This window comes from Acinetobacter sp. YH12049, assembly GCF_013419875.1.
Classification (GTDB): Bacteria; Pseudomonadota; Gammaproteobacteria; order Pseudomonadales; family Moraxellaceae; genus Acinetobacter; species Acinetobacter amyesii.
In genome coordinates this window covers 1-16813 of record NZ_VOZH01000036.1, presented here as the reverse complement: position 1 = coordinate 16813, position 16813 = coordinate 1, and the positions used below count along the sequence as shown (strand labels likewise).

General features: G+C 41.7%; 20 protein-coding genes. 13 read left to right on the top strand and 7 right to left on the bottom strand.

The features are described 5' to 3' along the window. Positions 1-27: 27 nt before the first annotated feature. Entirely contained in the window at positions 28-747 is a 720-nt protein-coding gene (gene purC / locus FTU05_RS14090) for a phosphoribosylaminoimidazolesuccinocarboxamide synthase (RefSeq protein WP_078190626.1), read from the top strand. 339 nt (positions 748-1086) lie between these two features. On the opposite strand, the gene FTU05_RS14085 is transcribed toward purC, so the two are convergent. Beyond that, complete coding sequence (locus FTU05_RS14085) at positions 1087-2358, bottom strand: replication-associated recombination protein A (RefSeq protein WP_111885104.1); 1272 nt, start codon at positions 2356-2358, stop codon at positions 1087-1089. 252 nt (positions 2359-2610) lie between these two features. On the opposite strand from FTU05_RS14085, the gene FTU05_RS14080 reads away from it, so the two are divergent. Together FTU05_RS14080 and FTU05_RS14075 are read left to right on the top strand one after the other, a co-directional pair. Continuing rightward, positions 2611-4407: an EAL domain-containing protein gene (locus FTU05_RS14080; RefSeq protein WP_180106774.1), complete on the top strand. Its 1797-nt coding sequence runs from the start codon at positions 2611-2613 to the stop codon at positions 4405-4407. Positions 4408-4427: 20 nt separating this feature from the next. Then, entirely contained in the window at positions 4428-4904 is a 477-nt protein-coding gene (locus FTU05_RS14075) for a DUF523 domain-containing protein (protein WP_180106776.1), read from the top strand. A gap of 27 nt (positions 4905-4931) precedes the next feature. Here FTU05_RS14075 and FTU05_RS14070 read toward each other — a convergent pair whose 3' ends face one another. Next, positions 4932-5384 (bottom strand): YcgN family cysteine cluster protein, encoded by a 453-nt coding sequence (locus FTU05_RS14070; protein WP_180165786.1) that lies wholly within the window; start codon positions 5382-5384, stop codon positions 4932-4934. Positions 5385-5551: 167 nt separating this feature from the next. On the opposite strand from FTU05_RS14070, the gene FTU05_RS14065 reads away from it, so the two are divergent. Continuing rightward, entirely contained in the window at positions 5552-5710 is a 159-nt protein-coding gene (locus FTU05_RS14065) for a DUF1328 domain-containing protein (RefSeq protein WP_005006601.1), read from the top strand. Positions 5711-5880: 170 nt separating this feature from the next. Here FTU05_RS14065 and murJ read toward each other — a convergent pair whose 3' ends face one another. Then, complete coding sequence (gene murJ / locus FTU05_RS14060) at positions 5881-7422, bottom strand: murein biosynthesis integral membrane protein MurJ (RefSeq protein ID WP_111885102.1); 1542 nt, start codon at positions 7420-7422, stop codon at positions 5881-5883. Between the two features lie 86 nt (positions 7423-7508). After that, on the bottom strand, positions 7509-8081 hold the full coding sequence (ampD, locus tag FTU05_RS14055; protein ID WP_078190631.1) for a 1,6-anhydro-N-acetylmuramyl-L-alanine amidase AmpD: 573 nt from the start codon (positions 8079-8081) through the stop codon (positions 7509-7511). A gap of 198 nt (positions 8082-8279) precedes the next feature. On the opposite strand from ampD, the gene nadC reads away from it, so the two are divergent. After that, entirely contained in the window at positions 8280-9125 is an 846-nt protein-coding gene (gene nadC, locus FTU05_RS14050; RefSeq protein WP_111885101.1) for a carboxylating nicotinate-nucleotide diphosphorylase, read from the top strand. Positions 9126-9198: 73 nt separating this feature from the next. On the opposite strand, the gene FTU05_RS14045 is transcribed toward nadC, so the two are convergent. Both FTU05_RS14045 and rph read right to left on the bottom strand, forming a co-directional pair. Then, on the bottom strand, positions 9199-9444 hold the full coding sequence (locus FTU05_RS14045; protein WP_180008601.1) for a hypothetical protein: 246 nt from the start codon (positions 9442-9444) through the stop codon (positions 9199-9201). Positions 9445-9594: 150 nt separating this feature from the next. Continuing rightward, a complete protein-coding gene (gene rph / locus FTU05_RS14040) occupies positions 9595-10311 on the bottom strand; it encodes a ribonuclease PH (protein WP_078190634.1) in 717 nt (238 codons plus the stop codon). A 176-nt stretch (positions 10312-10487) separates the two neighbouring features. On the opposite strand from rph, the gene FTU05_RS14035 reads away from it, so the two are divergent. Then, on the top strand, positions 10488-11165 hold the full coding sequence (locus FTU05_RS14035; RefSeq protein ID WP_078190635.1) for a TetR family transcriptional regulator: 678 nt from the start codon (positions 10488-10490) through the stop codon (positions 11163-11165). Between the two features lie 59 nt (positions 11166-11224). Here FTU05_RS14035 and FTU05_RS14030 read toward each other — a convergent pair whose 3' ends face one another. After that, entirely contained in the window at positions 11225-11842 is a 618-nt protein-coding gene (locus tag FTU05_RS14030; protein WP_078193271.1) for a thiol:disulfide interchange protein DsbA/DsbL, read from the bottom strand. A gap of 182 nt (positions 11843-12024) precedes the next feature. On the opposite strand from FTU05_RS14030, the gene ubiG reads away from it, so the two are divergent. From ubiG to FTU05_RS13995, 7 genes are all read left to right on the top strand, one after another. Continuing rightward, positions 12025-12735 carry a bifunctional 2-polyprenyl-6-hydroxyphenol methylase/3-demethylubiquinol 3-O-methyltransferase UbiG gene (gene ubiG / locus FTU05_RS14025; RefSeq protein WP_078190637.1) on the top strand — a complete coding sequence of 237 codons (711 nt, stop codon included), beginning with the start codon at positions 12025-12027 and terminating at the stop codon, positions 12733-12735. Then, positions 12735-13433, top strand: a complete 699-nt coding sequence (locus FTU05_RS14020) for an HAD family hydrolase (RefSeq protein WP_180059738.1) — start codon at positions 12735-12737, stop codon at positions 13431-13433. Before ubiG ends, FTU05_RS14020 begins: the two co-directional genes overlap by 1 nt. A gap of 36 nt (positions 13434-13469) precedes the next feature. Then, positions 13470-14219 carry a YciK family oxidoreductase gene (locus FTU05_RS14015; protein WP_078190639.1) on the top strand — a complete coding sequence of 250 codons (750 nt, stop codon included), beginning with the start codon at positions 13470-13472 and terminating at the stop codon, positions 14217-14219. Positions 14220-14388: 169 nt separating this feature from the next. Further along, on the top strand, positions 14389-14808 hold the full coding sequence (locus tag FTU05_RS14010) for a hypothetical protein (protein WP_180106780.1): 420 nt from the start codon (positions 14389-14391) through the stop codon (positions 14806-14808). A gap of 232 nt (positions 14809-15040) precedes the next feature. After that, positions 15041-15196 (top strand): hypothetical protein, encoded by a 156-nt coding sequence (locus FTU05_RS14005; protein WP_168379727.1) that lies wholly within the window; start codon positions 15041-15043, stop codon positions 15194-15196. A gap of 311 nt (positions 15197-15507) precedes the next feature. Beyond that, a complete protein-coding gene (locus FTU05_RS14000; protein ID WP_078193274.1) occupies positions 15508-15918 on the top strand; it encodes an RcnB family protein in 411 nt (136 codons plus the stop codon). A 242-nt stretch (positions 15919-16160) separates the two neighbouring features. Next, positions 16161-16571: an RcnB family protein gene (locus tag FTU05_RS13995; RefSeq protein WP_168379728.1), complete on the top strand. Its 411-nt coding sequence runs from the start codon at positions 16161-16163 to the stop codon at positions 16569-16571. Positions 16572-16813: the final 242 nt, after the last annotated feature.

Sequence of the window (16813 nt, the reverse complement as noted above, 5' to 3'; positions counted from 1 at the left end):
GCATTTTTTCTCGAAAAAGGTTCCCTCATGTTAAAACAAACCTTGCTCTATACTGGTAAAGCGAAATCTGTTTATGAAACAGATAGTTCTGACCACCTCATCCTAGTTTTCCGTGACGATGCTTCTGCATTCAACGGTGAAAAAATTGAACAACTGGATCGCAAAGGTAAGGTGAACAACCGTTTTAACGCCTTTATCATGGAAAAATTGGCTGCGGCTGGTATCGAAACTCATTTCGAAAAACTTCTTTCTCCAACTGAAGTTTTAGTGAAAAAATTAACCATGGTTCCTGTAGAGTGCGTAATTCGTAACTATGCAGCAGGTTCACTTTGCCGTCGTTTAGGCGTTGAAGAAGGTAAAGAACTTACTCCGCCAACTTTCGAATTGTTCTTCAAAGACGATGCGTTAGGCGACCCAATGGTGAATGAATCACAAGCGATTGCTTTAGGTTGGGCGACTGCTGAACAACTCGCTCAAATGAAAGAATTGACTTATAAAGTAAACGAAGTACTTAAAGGTCTATTCGATGCAGGCAACATGCTGCTTGTTGACTTTAAACTTGAATTTGGCGTGTTCCACGACCGTATCGTACTGGGTGACGAATTCTCTCCAGACGGCTGCCGTCTATGGGACAAAGACACTAAGAAAAAACTCGACAAAGACCGTTTCCGTCAAGGTTTAGGCGGTGTAGTTGAAGCGTATGAAGAAGTTGCTGCACGTTTAGGTATCGACCTTTCTGATATCTAAGTCGTTCATCGATTTAAAAAACCGAGCTCTTTAGCTCGGTTTTTTTAATTAAATATTACTCGATTAATCCATGATCGAAAAAACAAATGTTAACCATAAAAATCCTCTGTTTCACATTTACCCACGTTCACACTAAGATAGCTACATACCAGGCAGCACGAGGATCTATAAGTTTCCAATGTGTATGCCGACCAGATTTTCCATCTACCCTCTAGGATATATTTCCCCAAAGACATCCTATTTTTTCAGCCCAGCTCGCCTTGAGTTGGGCTTTTTTTTGCATGAAATAGACATAAAAAAGGGCGCCGAAGCGCCTTCCCATTATGATCATTCAAATTATTACTGCTGTTGTTGTTGCATCCAACGTCGTTGCTGCAAACGCTCACCTTCGACTTCACGTTTATTGCGTGCAGACTCATACAGCTTAGTGCCTTTCAGTTCAGGCGGCATATAATCCTGCATGACAAAATGCTCAGGATAATTATGTGGATATAAATAGTCCACGCCATAGCCTTGCTCTTTCATCAATTTGGTTGGTGCATTTCTCAAATGTAGTGGCACAGGTAGATTCGAGGTTTTTTCTGCCAAATCTAAGGCTTTGTTGATGGCCAAATAAGTACTGTTACTTTTAGCACTGGTTGCCAAATACACCGCACATTGCCCCAAAATGATTCGACACTCAGGCATACCAATTGCCTGCACAGATCGGAAACATTCTCCAGCCAACAGTAAAGCATTTGGATTTGAGTTGCCAATATCTTCAGATGCCGCAATCAACATACGACGGGCAATAAAAACAGGATCTTCACCACCTTTGAGCATTCGAGCCATCCAATACAAAGCGGCATCTGGATCACTGCCTCGAATCGACTTAATAAAAGCCGAAACTAGATCATAATGCTGTTCGCCCGATTTGTCATAGCGTGCAATATTTTGCTGCGCAACTTTGACTACCACCGCATTGTTAATGATATTTTCTAAGTCTGGCTCAAACGTACTGGCGATTAAATCTAAAAGATTTAATGCTTTACGAGCATCACCTGCGGCAAATTGAAATAAAGCTTCATATTCTTCGATTTGAATATAACGCTCTTTTAAAAACGAATCTTGCTGAATCGCTTGATCCAATAAGCGCTGAATTGCGTCATTATCCAGAGCATTTAAGGTATAGACCTGACAACGCGACAATAAGGCATTATTAACTTCAAATGAAGGGTTTTCTGTGGTTGCACCAATCAGGGTAATTTTGCCCTTTTCAACTGCATTCAGTAATGCATCTTGTTGTGACTTATTAAAACGATGAATTTCATCAATAAACACCACAGGTGTCAATAAATCTCCACCATCGGCGATGATTTCACGTAACTCTTTCACCCCAGTATTGAGCGCAGATAAACTAATAAATGGTCGGTCAACAGCCTGCGCCAACAACAATGCAATCGTGGTTTTACCTACACCTGGAGGTCCCCAAAAAATAATCGATGGCAAATGCCCTTGGTCAATCATCTGGCGTAACGGTGCATCTTCACCCAAAAGGTGATCTTGTCCAATAATTTGAGATAAATCATGAGGACGCATGCGTTCAGGAAGAGGAATTTGGCTGTCTGACATCTTATTATTTCGTTTCCGGCAATTGGGGACGTTTTTTCTATTCTAACACTGCCTTGGCAGAATCTTTGCTTTATTCGGTATTCAATTTAGGAGGGTGGTTTAATGTCGTTATTTAAGTATCTTGCATGTAAAAAAGCTTAGGCGAATGTTAACTATAATGTAACAAGACATCCTAGCCCTTATTGATCAAATTAAAGTATCATCGGCAAGATATCCCATTTTAGACTTGCCTGACCCAATTGGACAGATTGTATGAAGCAATCAACAAAGCAAAAGCGAATCGTTCAAGTTCAACAAGGCATTGATCTACCTATAAATTTATTTCAAAAAATGCCCCAAGCCAAGAATATACAATTACAAGATAATCAATTCGCTGAATTACGAGAAAAACTGAATAGTCGTAATCAAATGTTAGATGCTAGTGTCGACTGTATAAAATTATTAAGTCTAGACGGTCAAGTTCTGCATATGAACCGCGCGGGATGTTTAGCTCTGGGCGTACCTCTAACTGAAACTGAGTTTGGTATGTCTTGGCATAAATTACTGCCTGAAGAAGTCCGTGACGCGTGTTTGAATGCTTTTGCCGAAGCCAAAGAAGGTAAAATATCTCGCTTTGTCGGCATGAGCCAAGTAGCAGATGAACCCTTGGCTTATTGGGATAATATGCTCAGCCCAGTATTCAACGAATATGGCCAAGTCAAAGAAATCCTCTGTGTATCACGTGATATTACGATACAGCGACTTGCAGAAAATAAACTTCAACGCATCATTGAACAAGATGATTTAACAGGTTTATTAAACCGCCGTGCGTTTAGTCGAGTATTTAAAAGCCAATTAAAAGTGGCGCGAGAACATCAGCAACAACTGGGTTTGTTATTAATCGATCTAGATTATTTTAAGCATATTAACGACACCTTAGGTCATAGTGCAGGAGACCATTTACTGCATACCCTTGGGCAGCGTTTTCAGCAATGTTTTGATACAAATATTGTAGTTTCACGTTTAGGTGGCGATGAATTTGCCATTTCTATTCCAAATTTAAAATCGCAACAACAATTACAGAATTTTGCCAGCATCGCCTGTCAGCAAATGGACATGCCCATTTTCTATAATGGGCAAAGTATCAATATTGGTATGAGTATTGGCTGTGCGATCTACCCTCGCGATGCACAAAATTCCTCGAATTTACTTAAATGTGCTGATATTGCGCTAAATGATTTAAAAAGCAGTGGTCGTGGTGGTGTACGAATGTTCAACCATACTATGTTCAAAACCCTTGAAAATACTACTCGCCAATTAACGCTTGCACGCAGCTTGATTAATTCCAATCAAATTATTCCGTTTTATCAACCCAAAGTTCGTCTGTCTGACAGTCAAGTTATCGGCTTTGAAGCGTTGTTACGTTGGTATGATAAAGACCAACAATTACAATTACCTTCTCAAATTTTTGCTGCATTTCAAGATTATGAATTGGCTTCACGCATTAGTAAAACAATGCAAATTAAAATCTTTCAAGATATTCAAAAATGGATTGAACTCGGACTACAACCGCTACCGATTTCAATAAATGCTGCACCTGTCGAATTTTTACGTGATGATTATGCGGAAAAACTACTGAATCGCTTAAAGCAGTTTGGTATATCACCAGACATTATTGAGGTCGAAATTACCGAGCAAAGCCTGTCAGAACGTGGCTCAAATTATGTGATTCGCGCTCTCCATTTATTAAAAGAGCATGGCATACACATTTCTCTAGATGATTTTGGTACAGGTCATTCATCATTAACACGTTTGAGTAATTACCCTGTCGACTGTATTAAGATAGACCGTAATTTTGTGGAACGCATGCATACCGACTGTTCAGCACTTGCCATTGTCAAAGCGATTACACAAATTGGTGCGAGTGTTTCCCTGAATATATTAGTCGAAGGTATAGAGAAACCGGAACAGGTCGATACCTTAAAAGAATGTAATTGTCATACTGGACAAGGTTTTTACTTTTATCGTCCGCTCAGTTATGACCATGCGATAGAACTTTTGAGTCACTAAAACTTGTGGAGCAAGACACGATGACACTGAAGTATTTAGTCAGTGCCTGTTTGGCAGGCCAACCCGTTCGTTATGATGCCAAATCAAATACACAACAAGCAATTTGCCAACTGATGCAGACTCACCAAGTCATTACGGCCTGCCCAGAAATGATGGGCGGCCTGAGCTGTCCACGTTTTCCTGCAGAAATTCAAAATGGTCAAGCCAGTGATGTGCTCAATGGTACAGCTCAAGTTAAAGATGTTTTGGGGACAGACATTAGTGCTGAATTTATTGCAGGTGCTCAACGAATGTTAGAATTGGCCCAATTACACAAAGTTGATGTTGTTGTCTTGAAAGATCGCAGCCCGTCTTGCGGCAGCCATTATATTTATGACGGCAGCTTTACCCGTACGAAAATTGAAGGCTATGGGGTAACCACAGCACTCCTCAAACAGCACGGTTTTCAGGTTCTGTCAGAACAAGACTTTCTGGCTATGATACAAGATCAACTCTAGATCCAAGATAGAGCGTATCTGTGTCCTTTAGCGTACCCAACGTACAATATAATCTTCAATATCGTCAGGGTTGACGTCTTCTTCACTGATGCAACGCCCTGCGGCAGACTTTCTTGCCTTCAAAATACTGTCACGACTTCCCGTCACGAGATGATGCCAACGCGGTAAATCTTTACCTTCAGAAATTCTACGATAAGCACAGCTCGGCGGTAGCCAATGAAATTGGTGAATTTGTTCAGGTGTCAGCTGTATGCAGTCTGCAACGTGTGATTTGCGATTTGGATAATCGGAACAACTGGCAGTTTCACAATCTAAAAGTTTGTATGCCACTTTGGTGTATGCCACCTCTTGCGTATCTTCATCTTCAAGCTTGATTAAACAACACAGCCCGCAACCATCACAGAGGGACTCCCACTCCAAATGAGTGAGTTCAGTCAAAGCATGCTTTTTCCAAAAATGTGGGCGTAGAGTATCGGTCATCTTCTCGCTCGCAACGAAGGTGGCAGGCATATTAACTGAACCCGCACATAAATTCCTTGTTTAAGTTACCGAATATTGAACATTAAATAAACAAAAGAATACATAGCATGCTTTCTGTGACTCCTATACTGATGAGACAGAATAAAAAATCACATGGAGATAAAACTATGTTCCGCTGGGCTATTATTTTCGCTGTAATTGCATTGATTGCGAGTCTGCTAGGTTTTGGTGGTGTTGCAGGCTTATCCAAAGACTTTGCTGTTATTCTTTTGGTTATTGCAGTCATTCTCGCAATTGTTGGTTTCCTCTCTCGAGGAAAAGTTTAGGCGACTGAGTGACTGATTCAATGTCGTTTTAAACTACAAATTACTCCCCTCAGACTCATGAATCAGAAACCTATGTTTTTATCATCTTGAGTCTCAATCAAAAAAATAAGAGCCTATGGGCTCTTATTTTTTACATCAACGTCAAACGCATTACGCTGTAGGTTTTAGCTTTAAGGTTTTAAGTGACGAGGTCTAAAGCCGGTTGCAATTAAAGCAATCCCATAAGCAGCAATGCCAATCACACATAAGATGATCACTTCCGCGACACGCATCCACGCAGATACATCACCGTTGTACCATGTTAAGCCATACCACAGTGCAGCAATCATCACAGCATTGGCAATCGCAAACTGAATCACCAATTTTTTCCAATGCGCACCAAAACGGAAAATATTGCGCTTATGTAAATAAAAATACAGCATCCCTGCATTCACTAAAGCGGAACCCGATGATGCCAATGCCAAAGCCATATGCTCAGCATGCCAATCAATCAGTTTAAAGAACCCAATAAACACCACGTTCAGAATAGCATTGGCTGCGACCGCCATTAAACCTACACGTACTGGAGTTTTTGTATCTTGCTGCGCATAAAACCCTGGTGCAAACACTTTGATGAGCATGAATGAAATCACACCAGCACTCATACATTGCAATGCTAATGCAGTCATTTGTGTATCTTCAAAGCTAAATTGACCACGTTCAAATAAGGCCTGAATAATAGGTGTCGAAAGCATGAACAGCGCAATACTGGCAGGCACACCCACCAAGATAATGACTTTAGCCGCCCAATCAATCATACGGCGGAATTTGTCCTGATCCTGTTCAGCATGGCGTGCAGACAATGACGGTAAAATCACGGTACCAATGGCCACCCCAATCAAACCTAAAGGCAGCTCGGTCATACGTTCAGCACTATACAGCCATGATACTGAACCATCTTGCATGAAAGACGCCCAAATGGTGTTCAACAGTAGGTTGATCTGCGTCACTGAGACACCAAACAGCGCTGGCAGCATCAACTTCATGATGCGATCAACACCTTCATGTTTGAAGTCAACTTTCGGTGGAATCAGTAATTTTTTACGCCATAGCTCTGGAATCTGAATCGCCAATTGTAAGAAGCCTGCAGCGACAACAGACCAACCTAAAGCCATAATTGGCTCGGCCATATAAGGGGTTAACCATAGCGCACCGGCAATCATCGCGACATTAAGTAACACTGGAGCGAACGCAGGTGTACTGAATGAGCCATAACTATTCAAAATACTACTGGCAAATGCTGTTAAGGACATAAACAGTAAGTAAGGAATCGTTAGGCGGAACATATCGGTGGCTAACGCAAACTTGTCTGCATCACCATGGAAACCCGGTGCATAGATATAAATAATCGCGGGTGCGGCCACCATCGCGATGAACGTCAAGCTGGTCATCACCAGACCTAAACAGCCAAAAACACGGCTAATCAGAATCTGGACTTCGGCATGGGTTCGACTGGTTTTATATTCAGTCAATACAGGAATAAAGGCTTGTGAAAATGCCCCTTCTGCGAATAAACGCCTAAAAAAGTTAGGAATACGAAAGGCAACCACGAAGGTATCGAAGTCTTTACCTGCACCAAATACATTTAACAGGACAATATCCCGTACCAGTCCCAATACACGGGACAACATAGTCATTGCACTGACAATGACTGTCGAACGCCAAAGCGCCATCGGTATTTCTCACTTTTGAAAGTGCGCCTATTGTAATGAAACTCGTCAAGGAATTTCATTGGTTTATTAAACGCAGTGTGTATTGTTTATTTGTTTTTAAAATGATGCAGCTGTTGACGAAAAGCGTTCCACTCAAAAAATGGACCCGGATCAGTTTTACGTCCCGGTGCAATATCTGAATGCCCTGCAATATGTTGTTGAATTTTAGGATAAGCCTGTTGTAAACACGCCACGACCTCGGTCAGCACAGCATATTGTGCAGCTTCAAAAGGTAAATCATCACTTCCTTCGAGTTCGATGCCTATCGAATAATCATTACATTCTTTTTGTGCTAAATAGGTTGAACGACCTGCATGCCAAGCCCGATCATTAAAATTGACAAACTGTAGGACTTCACCCGTACGCAGAATCAATAAATGTGTCGATACTTGCATCCCTTCAATGGTTTGAAAATAAGGATGTTTCGACCAATCCAACTGATTTTGGAAAAATTGTTCGATATAACCACCTCCAAACTGAGAAGGTGGCAAACTAATATTATGAATGACGACAAGCTGAATTTCGGTATCTTCAGGACGCTGGTTAAAATTCGGTGATGGAATTTGACGCGCACCTAGCAATTGCCCATCCTGCACCTGAAATGTTGTTGCTTGTGACATAAAAAAATCCTGTGTCTAAGCCGGCCTGCAATGCTGCAGATCAAAACGCCGAGCCCTACTTGAAAGGTTTAATGCTAAAACTTTCACATTGAAATCTCAATTCAAGTCTGTGAAAGGAGTTAAAAATCGCTCATTTTTCATGAACAATGCTAATATAACGCGCACATTTTCCTGGGTTAAAAAGATACGGAACTTCTTATGAGCATATCGCAATCTTTGCTTGAACAATCAATCCAAATCAATATTCAACACGCACTACAAGAAGATATTGGCGAAGGCGATATTACAGCCCTGTTAACTCCAGAAGATGAACAAGCAACTGCAACGATTATCAGCCGTGAAGAGATGATCTTGGCGGGTCAGCCTTGGGTCAATGCACTCATTCAGGCTTATGATGCCGCTGTCCAAGTCACTTGGTTGAAAAATGATGGTGACCGTGTGGCCGCAGGCGAAGCCTTTTTAAAACTCGCAGGTTCTGCGCGTAGCTTACTGACGGTTGAGCGTCCAGCCTTAAATTTTGTGCAAACCTTATCTGCGGTTGCGACCAAAACCGCTGCCTATGTCCAGCAGCTTGAAGGTTTGCATACTCGTCTACTCGATACCCGTAAAACCTTGCCAGGCCTACGTATTGCACAAAAATATGCGGTTGCTGTCGGAGGTGGTCAAAACCATCGCTTAGGTTTATTTGATGCGTTTTTAATTAAAGAAAATCACATCATGGCAGCAGGTGGCATCCAACAAGCGATTGCCAAAGCACACCAGATTGCACCGGGTAAACCTGTGGAAGTTGAAGTCGAAACTTGGGATGAACTCAACCAAGCATTGGAAGCAGGTGCGGATATTGTGATGTTGGATAACTTTAGTCAGCAACAAATGATTGATGCCGTTAAACACGTCAATGGTCGCTGCAAACTTGAAGCCTCAGGCAATATCACTATTGCAAACTTACGTGAAGTGGCAACGACAGGGGTCGATTATATTTCGATGGGTGTACTCACCAAAGATGTCACAGCGATTGATTTATCGATGCGCTTTAATGCCTAACGCTCTAGACTTACTCTAAACATAAATAAAGGGTGCTGTAGCACCCTTTTTGATGCTTAAGATCTAGCATGACTTAATCATCATCTTGCTGTTGTTTTGAACTTCGTCGAGCTTCATCTTCATGCTCGGAGTCCTTTTCATGCTCCGCATCGTCTTCATGCTGCTCGCGCTCATCTTGATCATCGTCCTGATCTTTTGAGTTTTCACTTTGTTCAGAAAAACGACCACCTTCACGCTCTTGATCCTGATTTCCAAAAAAATCACAACCACTGATCAACAATACGATGAACAAAGAAAAATACATCATCCAATTTTTCATTTTTAGTCCTTCAAAGCATCCTGATCCTATTAATTTGAGCCAAAGACACGCTACTGAATAGCCGATTCGTGTTGGATTTTCTATATTCAACGCATAAAAAAACGCATCCGAAGATGCGTTCTTTATTCAGTTTGAACTGAATCAAACAACTTACCAGCCTAAAGCTTCTTGTTGTTTTTTGATCAATTCTTGAATGCCTTTTTCAGCAAGTTCAAGCATTTCATTACACTGTGTACGTGTAAACGGTTTGTCTTCTGCTGTACCTTGAAGTTCAATGAACTCACCAGCTTGTGTCATCACTACGTTCATGTCTGTTTGGCAGCTTGAATCTTCTTCATAGCAAAGATCAAGTAATGCTTCGTCTTGATACATCCCTACAGAAATCGCAGCAACTAAACCTTTTAATGGATCTTGTTTAATTTTTTTATTTTCAAGCAAGACATTCATTGCATCAACCAAGGCAACAGCTGCACCTGTAATTGATGCTGTACGTGTACCGCCATCTGCCTGAATCACATCACAGTCGATACTGATGGTATTTTCACCCAATTTTTTCAAATCCACCATCGCGCGTAAGCTACGACCAATCAGACGTTGAATTTCTTGAGTACGACCGCTTTGTTTACCACGCGCCGCTTCACGGTCAGTACGTGTATGTGTTGAACGAGGTAACATGCCATATTCAGCAGTCACCCAACCCTGACCTTTTCCTTTAAGGAAACGCGGTACTGAGTTGTCAACACTTGCAGTACAAAGAACTTTTGTATGACCAAATTCAACCAATACAGAACCTTCCGCATAACGTGTGTAGTTACGGGTAATTTTTACTTCACGTAATTGATCTAATGCTCGTTGGTCGATACGCATAATGAGTCCTTAATCTGACAAAATTGATTGCGGCACATTATAACAGAAGGTACAGCCAGATTCGGGATGCATTCGTGTGCATTTACAAAATCCATTCATCCAAGTTTTGATAGGCCCATCGTACGACATCAGGAAATTTGTTAGACTGAAGCCACGCAAAATTCAGGACGAATTGCATGTCGATACGGGAAGAACGTAAGCAACAAAGTCGTAAAGCTATCCTTGATGCAGCGCTTGCATTGAGTACCACAGGCCGTTCTTTTAGCAGTCTGAGCTTACGCGAAATTTCCCGTCATGTCGGCTTGGTTCCTGCTGCGTTTTATCGCCATTTTCAGGACATGGATGAGCTCGGTTTGGAACTAGTCGACCAAATGGCCCTGCACCTTCGCAATGTACTCAATCAACTGAGTCAGCAATGCTTTCAAGCACCCGATGCACGTACACGACAGAGTCTGGATTATTTATTTCATGCCGTTGAGCAATTTCCTGAGGCATGGATGTTTCTCATTGCAGAGCGTTGGGGTGGTTCAGCTTCCTTAAGACAAGCCATTACACGTGAATTTAATTTTCTCAGTACTGATTTGGCCCATGCACTGGCTCAAGTTGAAGCGACTCAACACATTCAATCCGAACAAGACCTCAAAGTATTGGGACAAATTTTGTTTGAATTGGCCTTAAGTTGGGCAATGCAGTGGATTGACTTACATCGACATGTTGAGCTTCCACAACGTACGGATGCGCTACAACAATTTCGCCGCCAAGCTCAGACTCAAGTTCAGCTCTTATTTCGTGGCATTTTGCATTGGGATCGATCTTTGGCTCAAATCGCTGATCCACAAAATTTATCGACCTAAAACGCAAAATATGCCTGCATAAAAAAAGCCGCATCGAGTGCGGCTTTTTCAAAACACTGTTATTTCGCTTTACGTTCTTTATCAACAAGGAATTTCACGATTTCAACGGTACGGGCATCTTCACCTTGTACGATGTATTTACCATTGACGGTAATCGCAGGCACGCCGCTCAATTGATATTGAGCTGCTAAGTTTTTCGCTTGAGCAATTTTTGAAGACACAGCAAATGATTTAAATGTGCTGTTAAATTTCGCTTCAGGAACACCATAACGGGTGTAGAACTTCGCAAATGCGCCTTGTTCTAAGATATTTTTCTGACCCACATGAATGTCATGGAACAATTGTAAATGTGCTTTTTGACGAACACCCAGTGCTTCCGATGCATAGTAAGCACGCGCGCCTTGTTCCCAAAGTGGATTCATTGCTGCAGGTGTACGGACAAAACGTACATCTTTAGGCAATTGCTTTAACCACGTTTGCATATGCGGTTCTAATGTAAAACAATGTGGGCAGCCATACCAAAAGAACTCACGGACTTCGATTTTACCCGGACGTTCGACTTTAATCGGTTTTGGAATAACTGTGTAATCAGTCCCCGCGACAAATTGCGCTGCCATCGCACTGCCAGAAAAAGCCAAAATAGCTGTTGTAATCGTGCCTAAAAGGAATTTTTTCATTGAACTTATCGTCCTCAAAATCATTATGATTAGTTTATGGCAACACTATAAATCAAATCTGTCGATTTCGTTTTCATTCTGTGAACTTTTTTAAGGCTTTTATCGCTTTTTTTTCAGGACGCGCTACACTAACTCCCATAAACTTTTTTCTAAAATATAAAGACTTGATTGAGGTGCAACCGATGTCGCAATTGAATGTTGATCCACAAGAAATTGCCAAATTTGAAGCTTTCGCAGCCATATGGTGGGATCAGCATTCTGAGTTCCGCCCTTTGCACATGATTAATCCCCTGCGTTTGAACTGGATTGATGAGCATTCAAATGGTATCACTGGCAAGAAAGTATTAGATGTGGGCTGTGGCGGCGGTATTTTAGCTGAAAGCATGGCACGTCGCGGTGCGCAAGTATTGGGTATCGACATGGGCGAAGCGCCGTTGAATGTTGCACGCTTACATGCCGAACAAGAAAATGTACAAAATATTGAATATCGCCAAGTACCTGTAGAGCAATTGGCAGAAGAGCAAGCAGGTCAATATGACGTCGTCACCTGTATGGAAATGCTCGAACACGTACCCGATCCAGCTTCGATCATTTTAGCCTGTCAAAAGCTGGTAAAACCGGGTGGTCATGTGTTCTTCTCGACCATTAACCGTAATCCTAAAGCCTATTTGTTTGCGATTATTGGTGCGGAATATGTTTTACGCATGTTGGCGAAAGGCACTCATGATTATTCCAAGTTTATTAAACCTTCAGAATTAGCTCATGATATTCGTCAAGCCGAGTTAAAACTCAAAGATATGACAGGTTTACATTATAACCCGATTACCAAACGCTATTGGCTCGCACCGAATGTGGATGTGAACTACATGGTTCATACGGTGAAAGAAGCCTAATGAAAGCTGTACTCTTTGATCTTGACGGTACACTGATTGATACCGCGGCTGATTTTATTCGTATTATTCAAGACATGTGCCGTGACAAAGGCATTGCGGTGGTCAGTGCTGACGACATTCGTGTACAGGTATCTGAAGGCGCGCGTGCCATGGTCAAACTGGTCTATCCAGAGTTAGACGTTGAAGATCCTGTCTTTCTGGCACATCGTCAACGCTTTTTAGATCTGTATGGTGCTGATATAGCCGTCGATACAGACCTTTTTGAAGGCATGTATCCGCTACTCGATGAACTGGAACAGCATCAAATTCCGTGGGGTATCGTCACCAATAAACCGCGCTCACTCAGTGAAGCGTTGCTCAAAGCGCTGAATTTAACTGAGCGCTGCTCGGTATTGGTTTGCCCAGATGATGTCAGTAAAACCAAGCCAGACCCAGAGCCGATGTATTTAGCCGCCAAGCACATTCATCTAGATGCTCAAGATTGTATCTATGTCGGTGATCATCCACGTGATATCGATGCAGGTCGTAATGCGCAGATGTACACAATTCTTGCGGCTTATGGCTATTTACCTTTACAACACAAAGATGACTTAACAGCTTGGCATGCAGATTGTATAGTGAAGACTGTTGCTGACCTGCATGAAGTCATTCATGATTTGGTCATCAAACCGAAAACGCTCAACACAGCGACTTTATAACGATAGAACACAACACAATAAAACGAGGAGGTACGGATGAAATATTCAGAATATCAACCTCGCCCCGATCTGCTCAAAGATCGCATTATCCTGATTACAGGTGCGGGCGATGGTATTGGCCGTGCGGCTGCCCTCAGTTATGCCTTACATGGCGCAACCGTGGTCTTACATGGACGCACACTGAATAAACTAGAAGTGATTTACGATGAAATTGAAGGCTTGGGTGCCCCCCAACCGGCGATTTTACCGCTACAACTGTCTAGTGCCTCTCCTCGTGATTATGAGCTGTTGGTCGATACCTTAGAAAAGCAATTTGGTCGCCTAGACGGCATTTTGCATAATGCAGGGATTTTGGGTGAGCGAACTGAACTAGAACATTATCCTGTGGATGTTTGGGATGATGTCATGGCGGTGAACCTTCGTGCGCCCTTTGTACTGACTCAAGAGCTGATGCCCCTACTGCAAAAATCTGAGCATGCCTCAGTGGTCTTTGCCAGTTCAGGTGTGGGGCGTGAAGCCCGTGAACGTTGGGGCGCGTACTCGGTTTCAAAAATTGCCATTGAAGCCGTAAGCACATTGTTCGCTAAAGAAAATGAACACCCCAATATTCGTTTTAACTGTATTAACCCTGGTGCGACACGTACTGCCATGCGTGCAAAGGCGTATCCAGACGAAGATCCAAAAACTTTGCCTACGCCTGAAAGCATCATGCCTGCATATTTATATTTAATGGGTGACGACAGCTTGCATTTAACTGGTGCCAGCATAGATGCCCAAGATGAATAGGGTGAAAACCCAATTTAAAAAGGAAGATCGCGCTTCCTTTTTTTATGTCTTGAATCTTTACAACGCATCATTAACCGAATGATTTTGCAGTGACCACGCGAAAGTCGACTTGAGTTTTTAGCAAATTTGCCGATACTTGGGGCATTCTTTAAAAACATTGGATTGATACATGTCTGACTTTAGCAATATTACAGTGACTCCAACTGAGGATGGCATGGTTAACCTACTGATCGAGGGTCAACCCATTTCAGCAAAATATGGCATGAAATTCGACCCGAGTATCGTGGACGATTTAAAAGGCTTAGATGTCGGTCAAAATGCAAAATTATTTGAACAATTTATTTTTTCGCATACTGACTTAAACTTTGAGCATGCCTATTTCTATGTCACTTGCATTCAAAAGCAAGAAGCAGGCTTTCAAGTGATCACTAACTTTGTTTATCGCATCATTGCGCAAGATCAAGCACCGTTTGAGCATGTGATTACCAAACAAGGTGCAGCAATGACACCTGAAGATATTAATGAATTTATTCAAGCTCATATTCAAAAATCATTAACGGATTATACTGACCTGAAATACGCATACTAAGTGTGTTCCAAGTGAAAAATTCATGTTTAAAAAGGGCCATTTGATGCCCTTTTTTTAAACCCTTAGATTAGCATTTGAAATTCAACAAGCTTTGATCAATAGACAGCTTCATTACCCAACTTTCCATTGATCGTATTTTTAAATTATTTTTATAATAATATTCGGTTTTTCAAATTAAGTATAAAAGCATAGACTGCTTGCCATGACATAGACCGACGGCAAGGAGACCCAAATGGCTGATCAAACACGCAAAATTGAAACCATTCGTTCAATTGAAAACTTACAACTGACTGAAAATTTGATCTCTGCAATGGACGATGCCGAGCAAGCTGAATCTGTGGCTCAAGCAATTTATTCACTCCAATGCCTAAACGAGCAGTGGTACTGAAACCCGAAGTTACTCAACATTTTCAGTCTTTCATCTCTCCCCTCATTTGCCTGTCAAGACTTGATGGGCTGTTTTGATCGTGCTTACAATAGACCTCAAATTTAATCAAAGCTGAATTGCAAGGATAAAAAGCGCGCATTATCGGACCATCTCTTCCAAGATGGAAAGATTGTTCTCAGCGCGAAATTTATCGCATAATATCCGCAATCTCTTCGTTTTATTTAAAGAAATATTCATCTTTCTTCACAGTTTCTCTGCATTTAATGCGTACAGTAGTGATATTGAAGATAAATTACTCATGAGGGTTGAACATGAAAAAGATTTTGCCAATTTTGGCTATTTCTTTCAGTGCTTTAATAGCAAGCAGCATCACGTCTGCAGCGCCTCACTTCAAGAACGATGAACGTGGCTTTGATGGCCCACGCGGCAATGCATATGGTCAAATGAAAAAAGATCGTGATTTCCGTGGTTATCAGGACGATGACGATCTTGAAGATCGACGCCGTATGCGTGAACAACGTGGAGTCAAACGTTTGCAACAACATAAATGGCAAACGGGCTATGTGATGCCACAGCATTATCGTGGTAATGGTTATAAAGTCGATTATAAAGACCATAACTTACCTAAACCATCGCGTAATCAGCAATGGTATAAAATCAATAATGACTACATATTGGTCAACTCAGATAGTAACAGTATTCTGAAAATTTTAGGTATGTAAGCCGTTTTGAATTTAATTTCGCCATATTTTTAAAGTCCAGATCAACTCTGGGCTTTTTTTATGAGTTTTTTTTAATGTTTAACCGCAAAAGCTGATGCTGCCTAGCGTTCAGATCATTTACACACCTTCAAATTTCCTCCATACATTTCACAATTCAACTATATTGCCCCCACGCTTTCTCTGAACTTTCTCGCTAATTTTGAATCATCGAAAAACAGATTAGAAATGTATAGAGGTGTCCCATGAACAAAATCGTATCGAGTTTAGTTCTTTCCGTATCGGCTTTGATGGCAACAACAGCAGCCATTGCTGCGCCAGACCATCGTCAAGATGACCGCCGTTACCATCCGTCATACCAACATCAAGACAACCGTTGGGACAAAGATCACCGTCCGAGTAATTGGAATAACAACAACCGTTATGACAATAATCGCTACGACCGTAATGACTTTCGTCGTGTAAATCCAAGCCGCGATTGGCGTGTTGGTCAAAGCTTTCCTCGTTATTTCGATTCAAGCCGCTACAAAGTGAGTGACCGTGAAGCGCGCCGCTTACCGAACACCGGTCGTTATCAACAATGGTACAAAATCAATGGTGACTACGTGCTAGTCAATGATCGTACCGATCGCATCATTCGCATTAAGAATGGCTAATCATTCGACGATCTCTTAAGTCCCTTTCCCAACACCTGAACACTGTTCAGGTGTTTTTTTATCAAATGGAGGGTAAAACTCTGTCCTTCAGGTCAGAGATATAAGCGACACGACCTGAAGTGTCGTTTGATTTAACTAAGGACTATTTTCCTTGAGTTTTGATTGTTAATATAAGTACATGAAAACCCTTAAATTACGTATAAAAGACAAACATTGCAAGGTGTTAGACCAACTAGCATCAG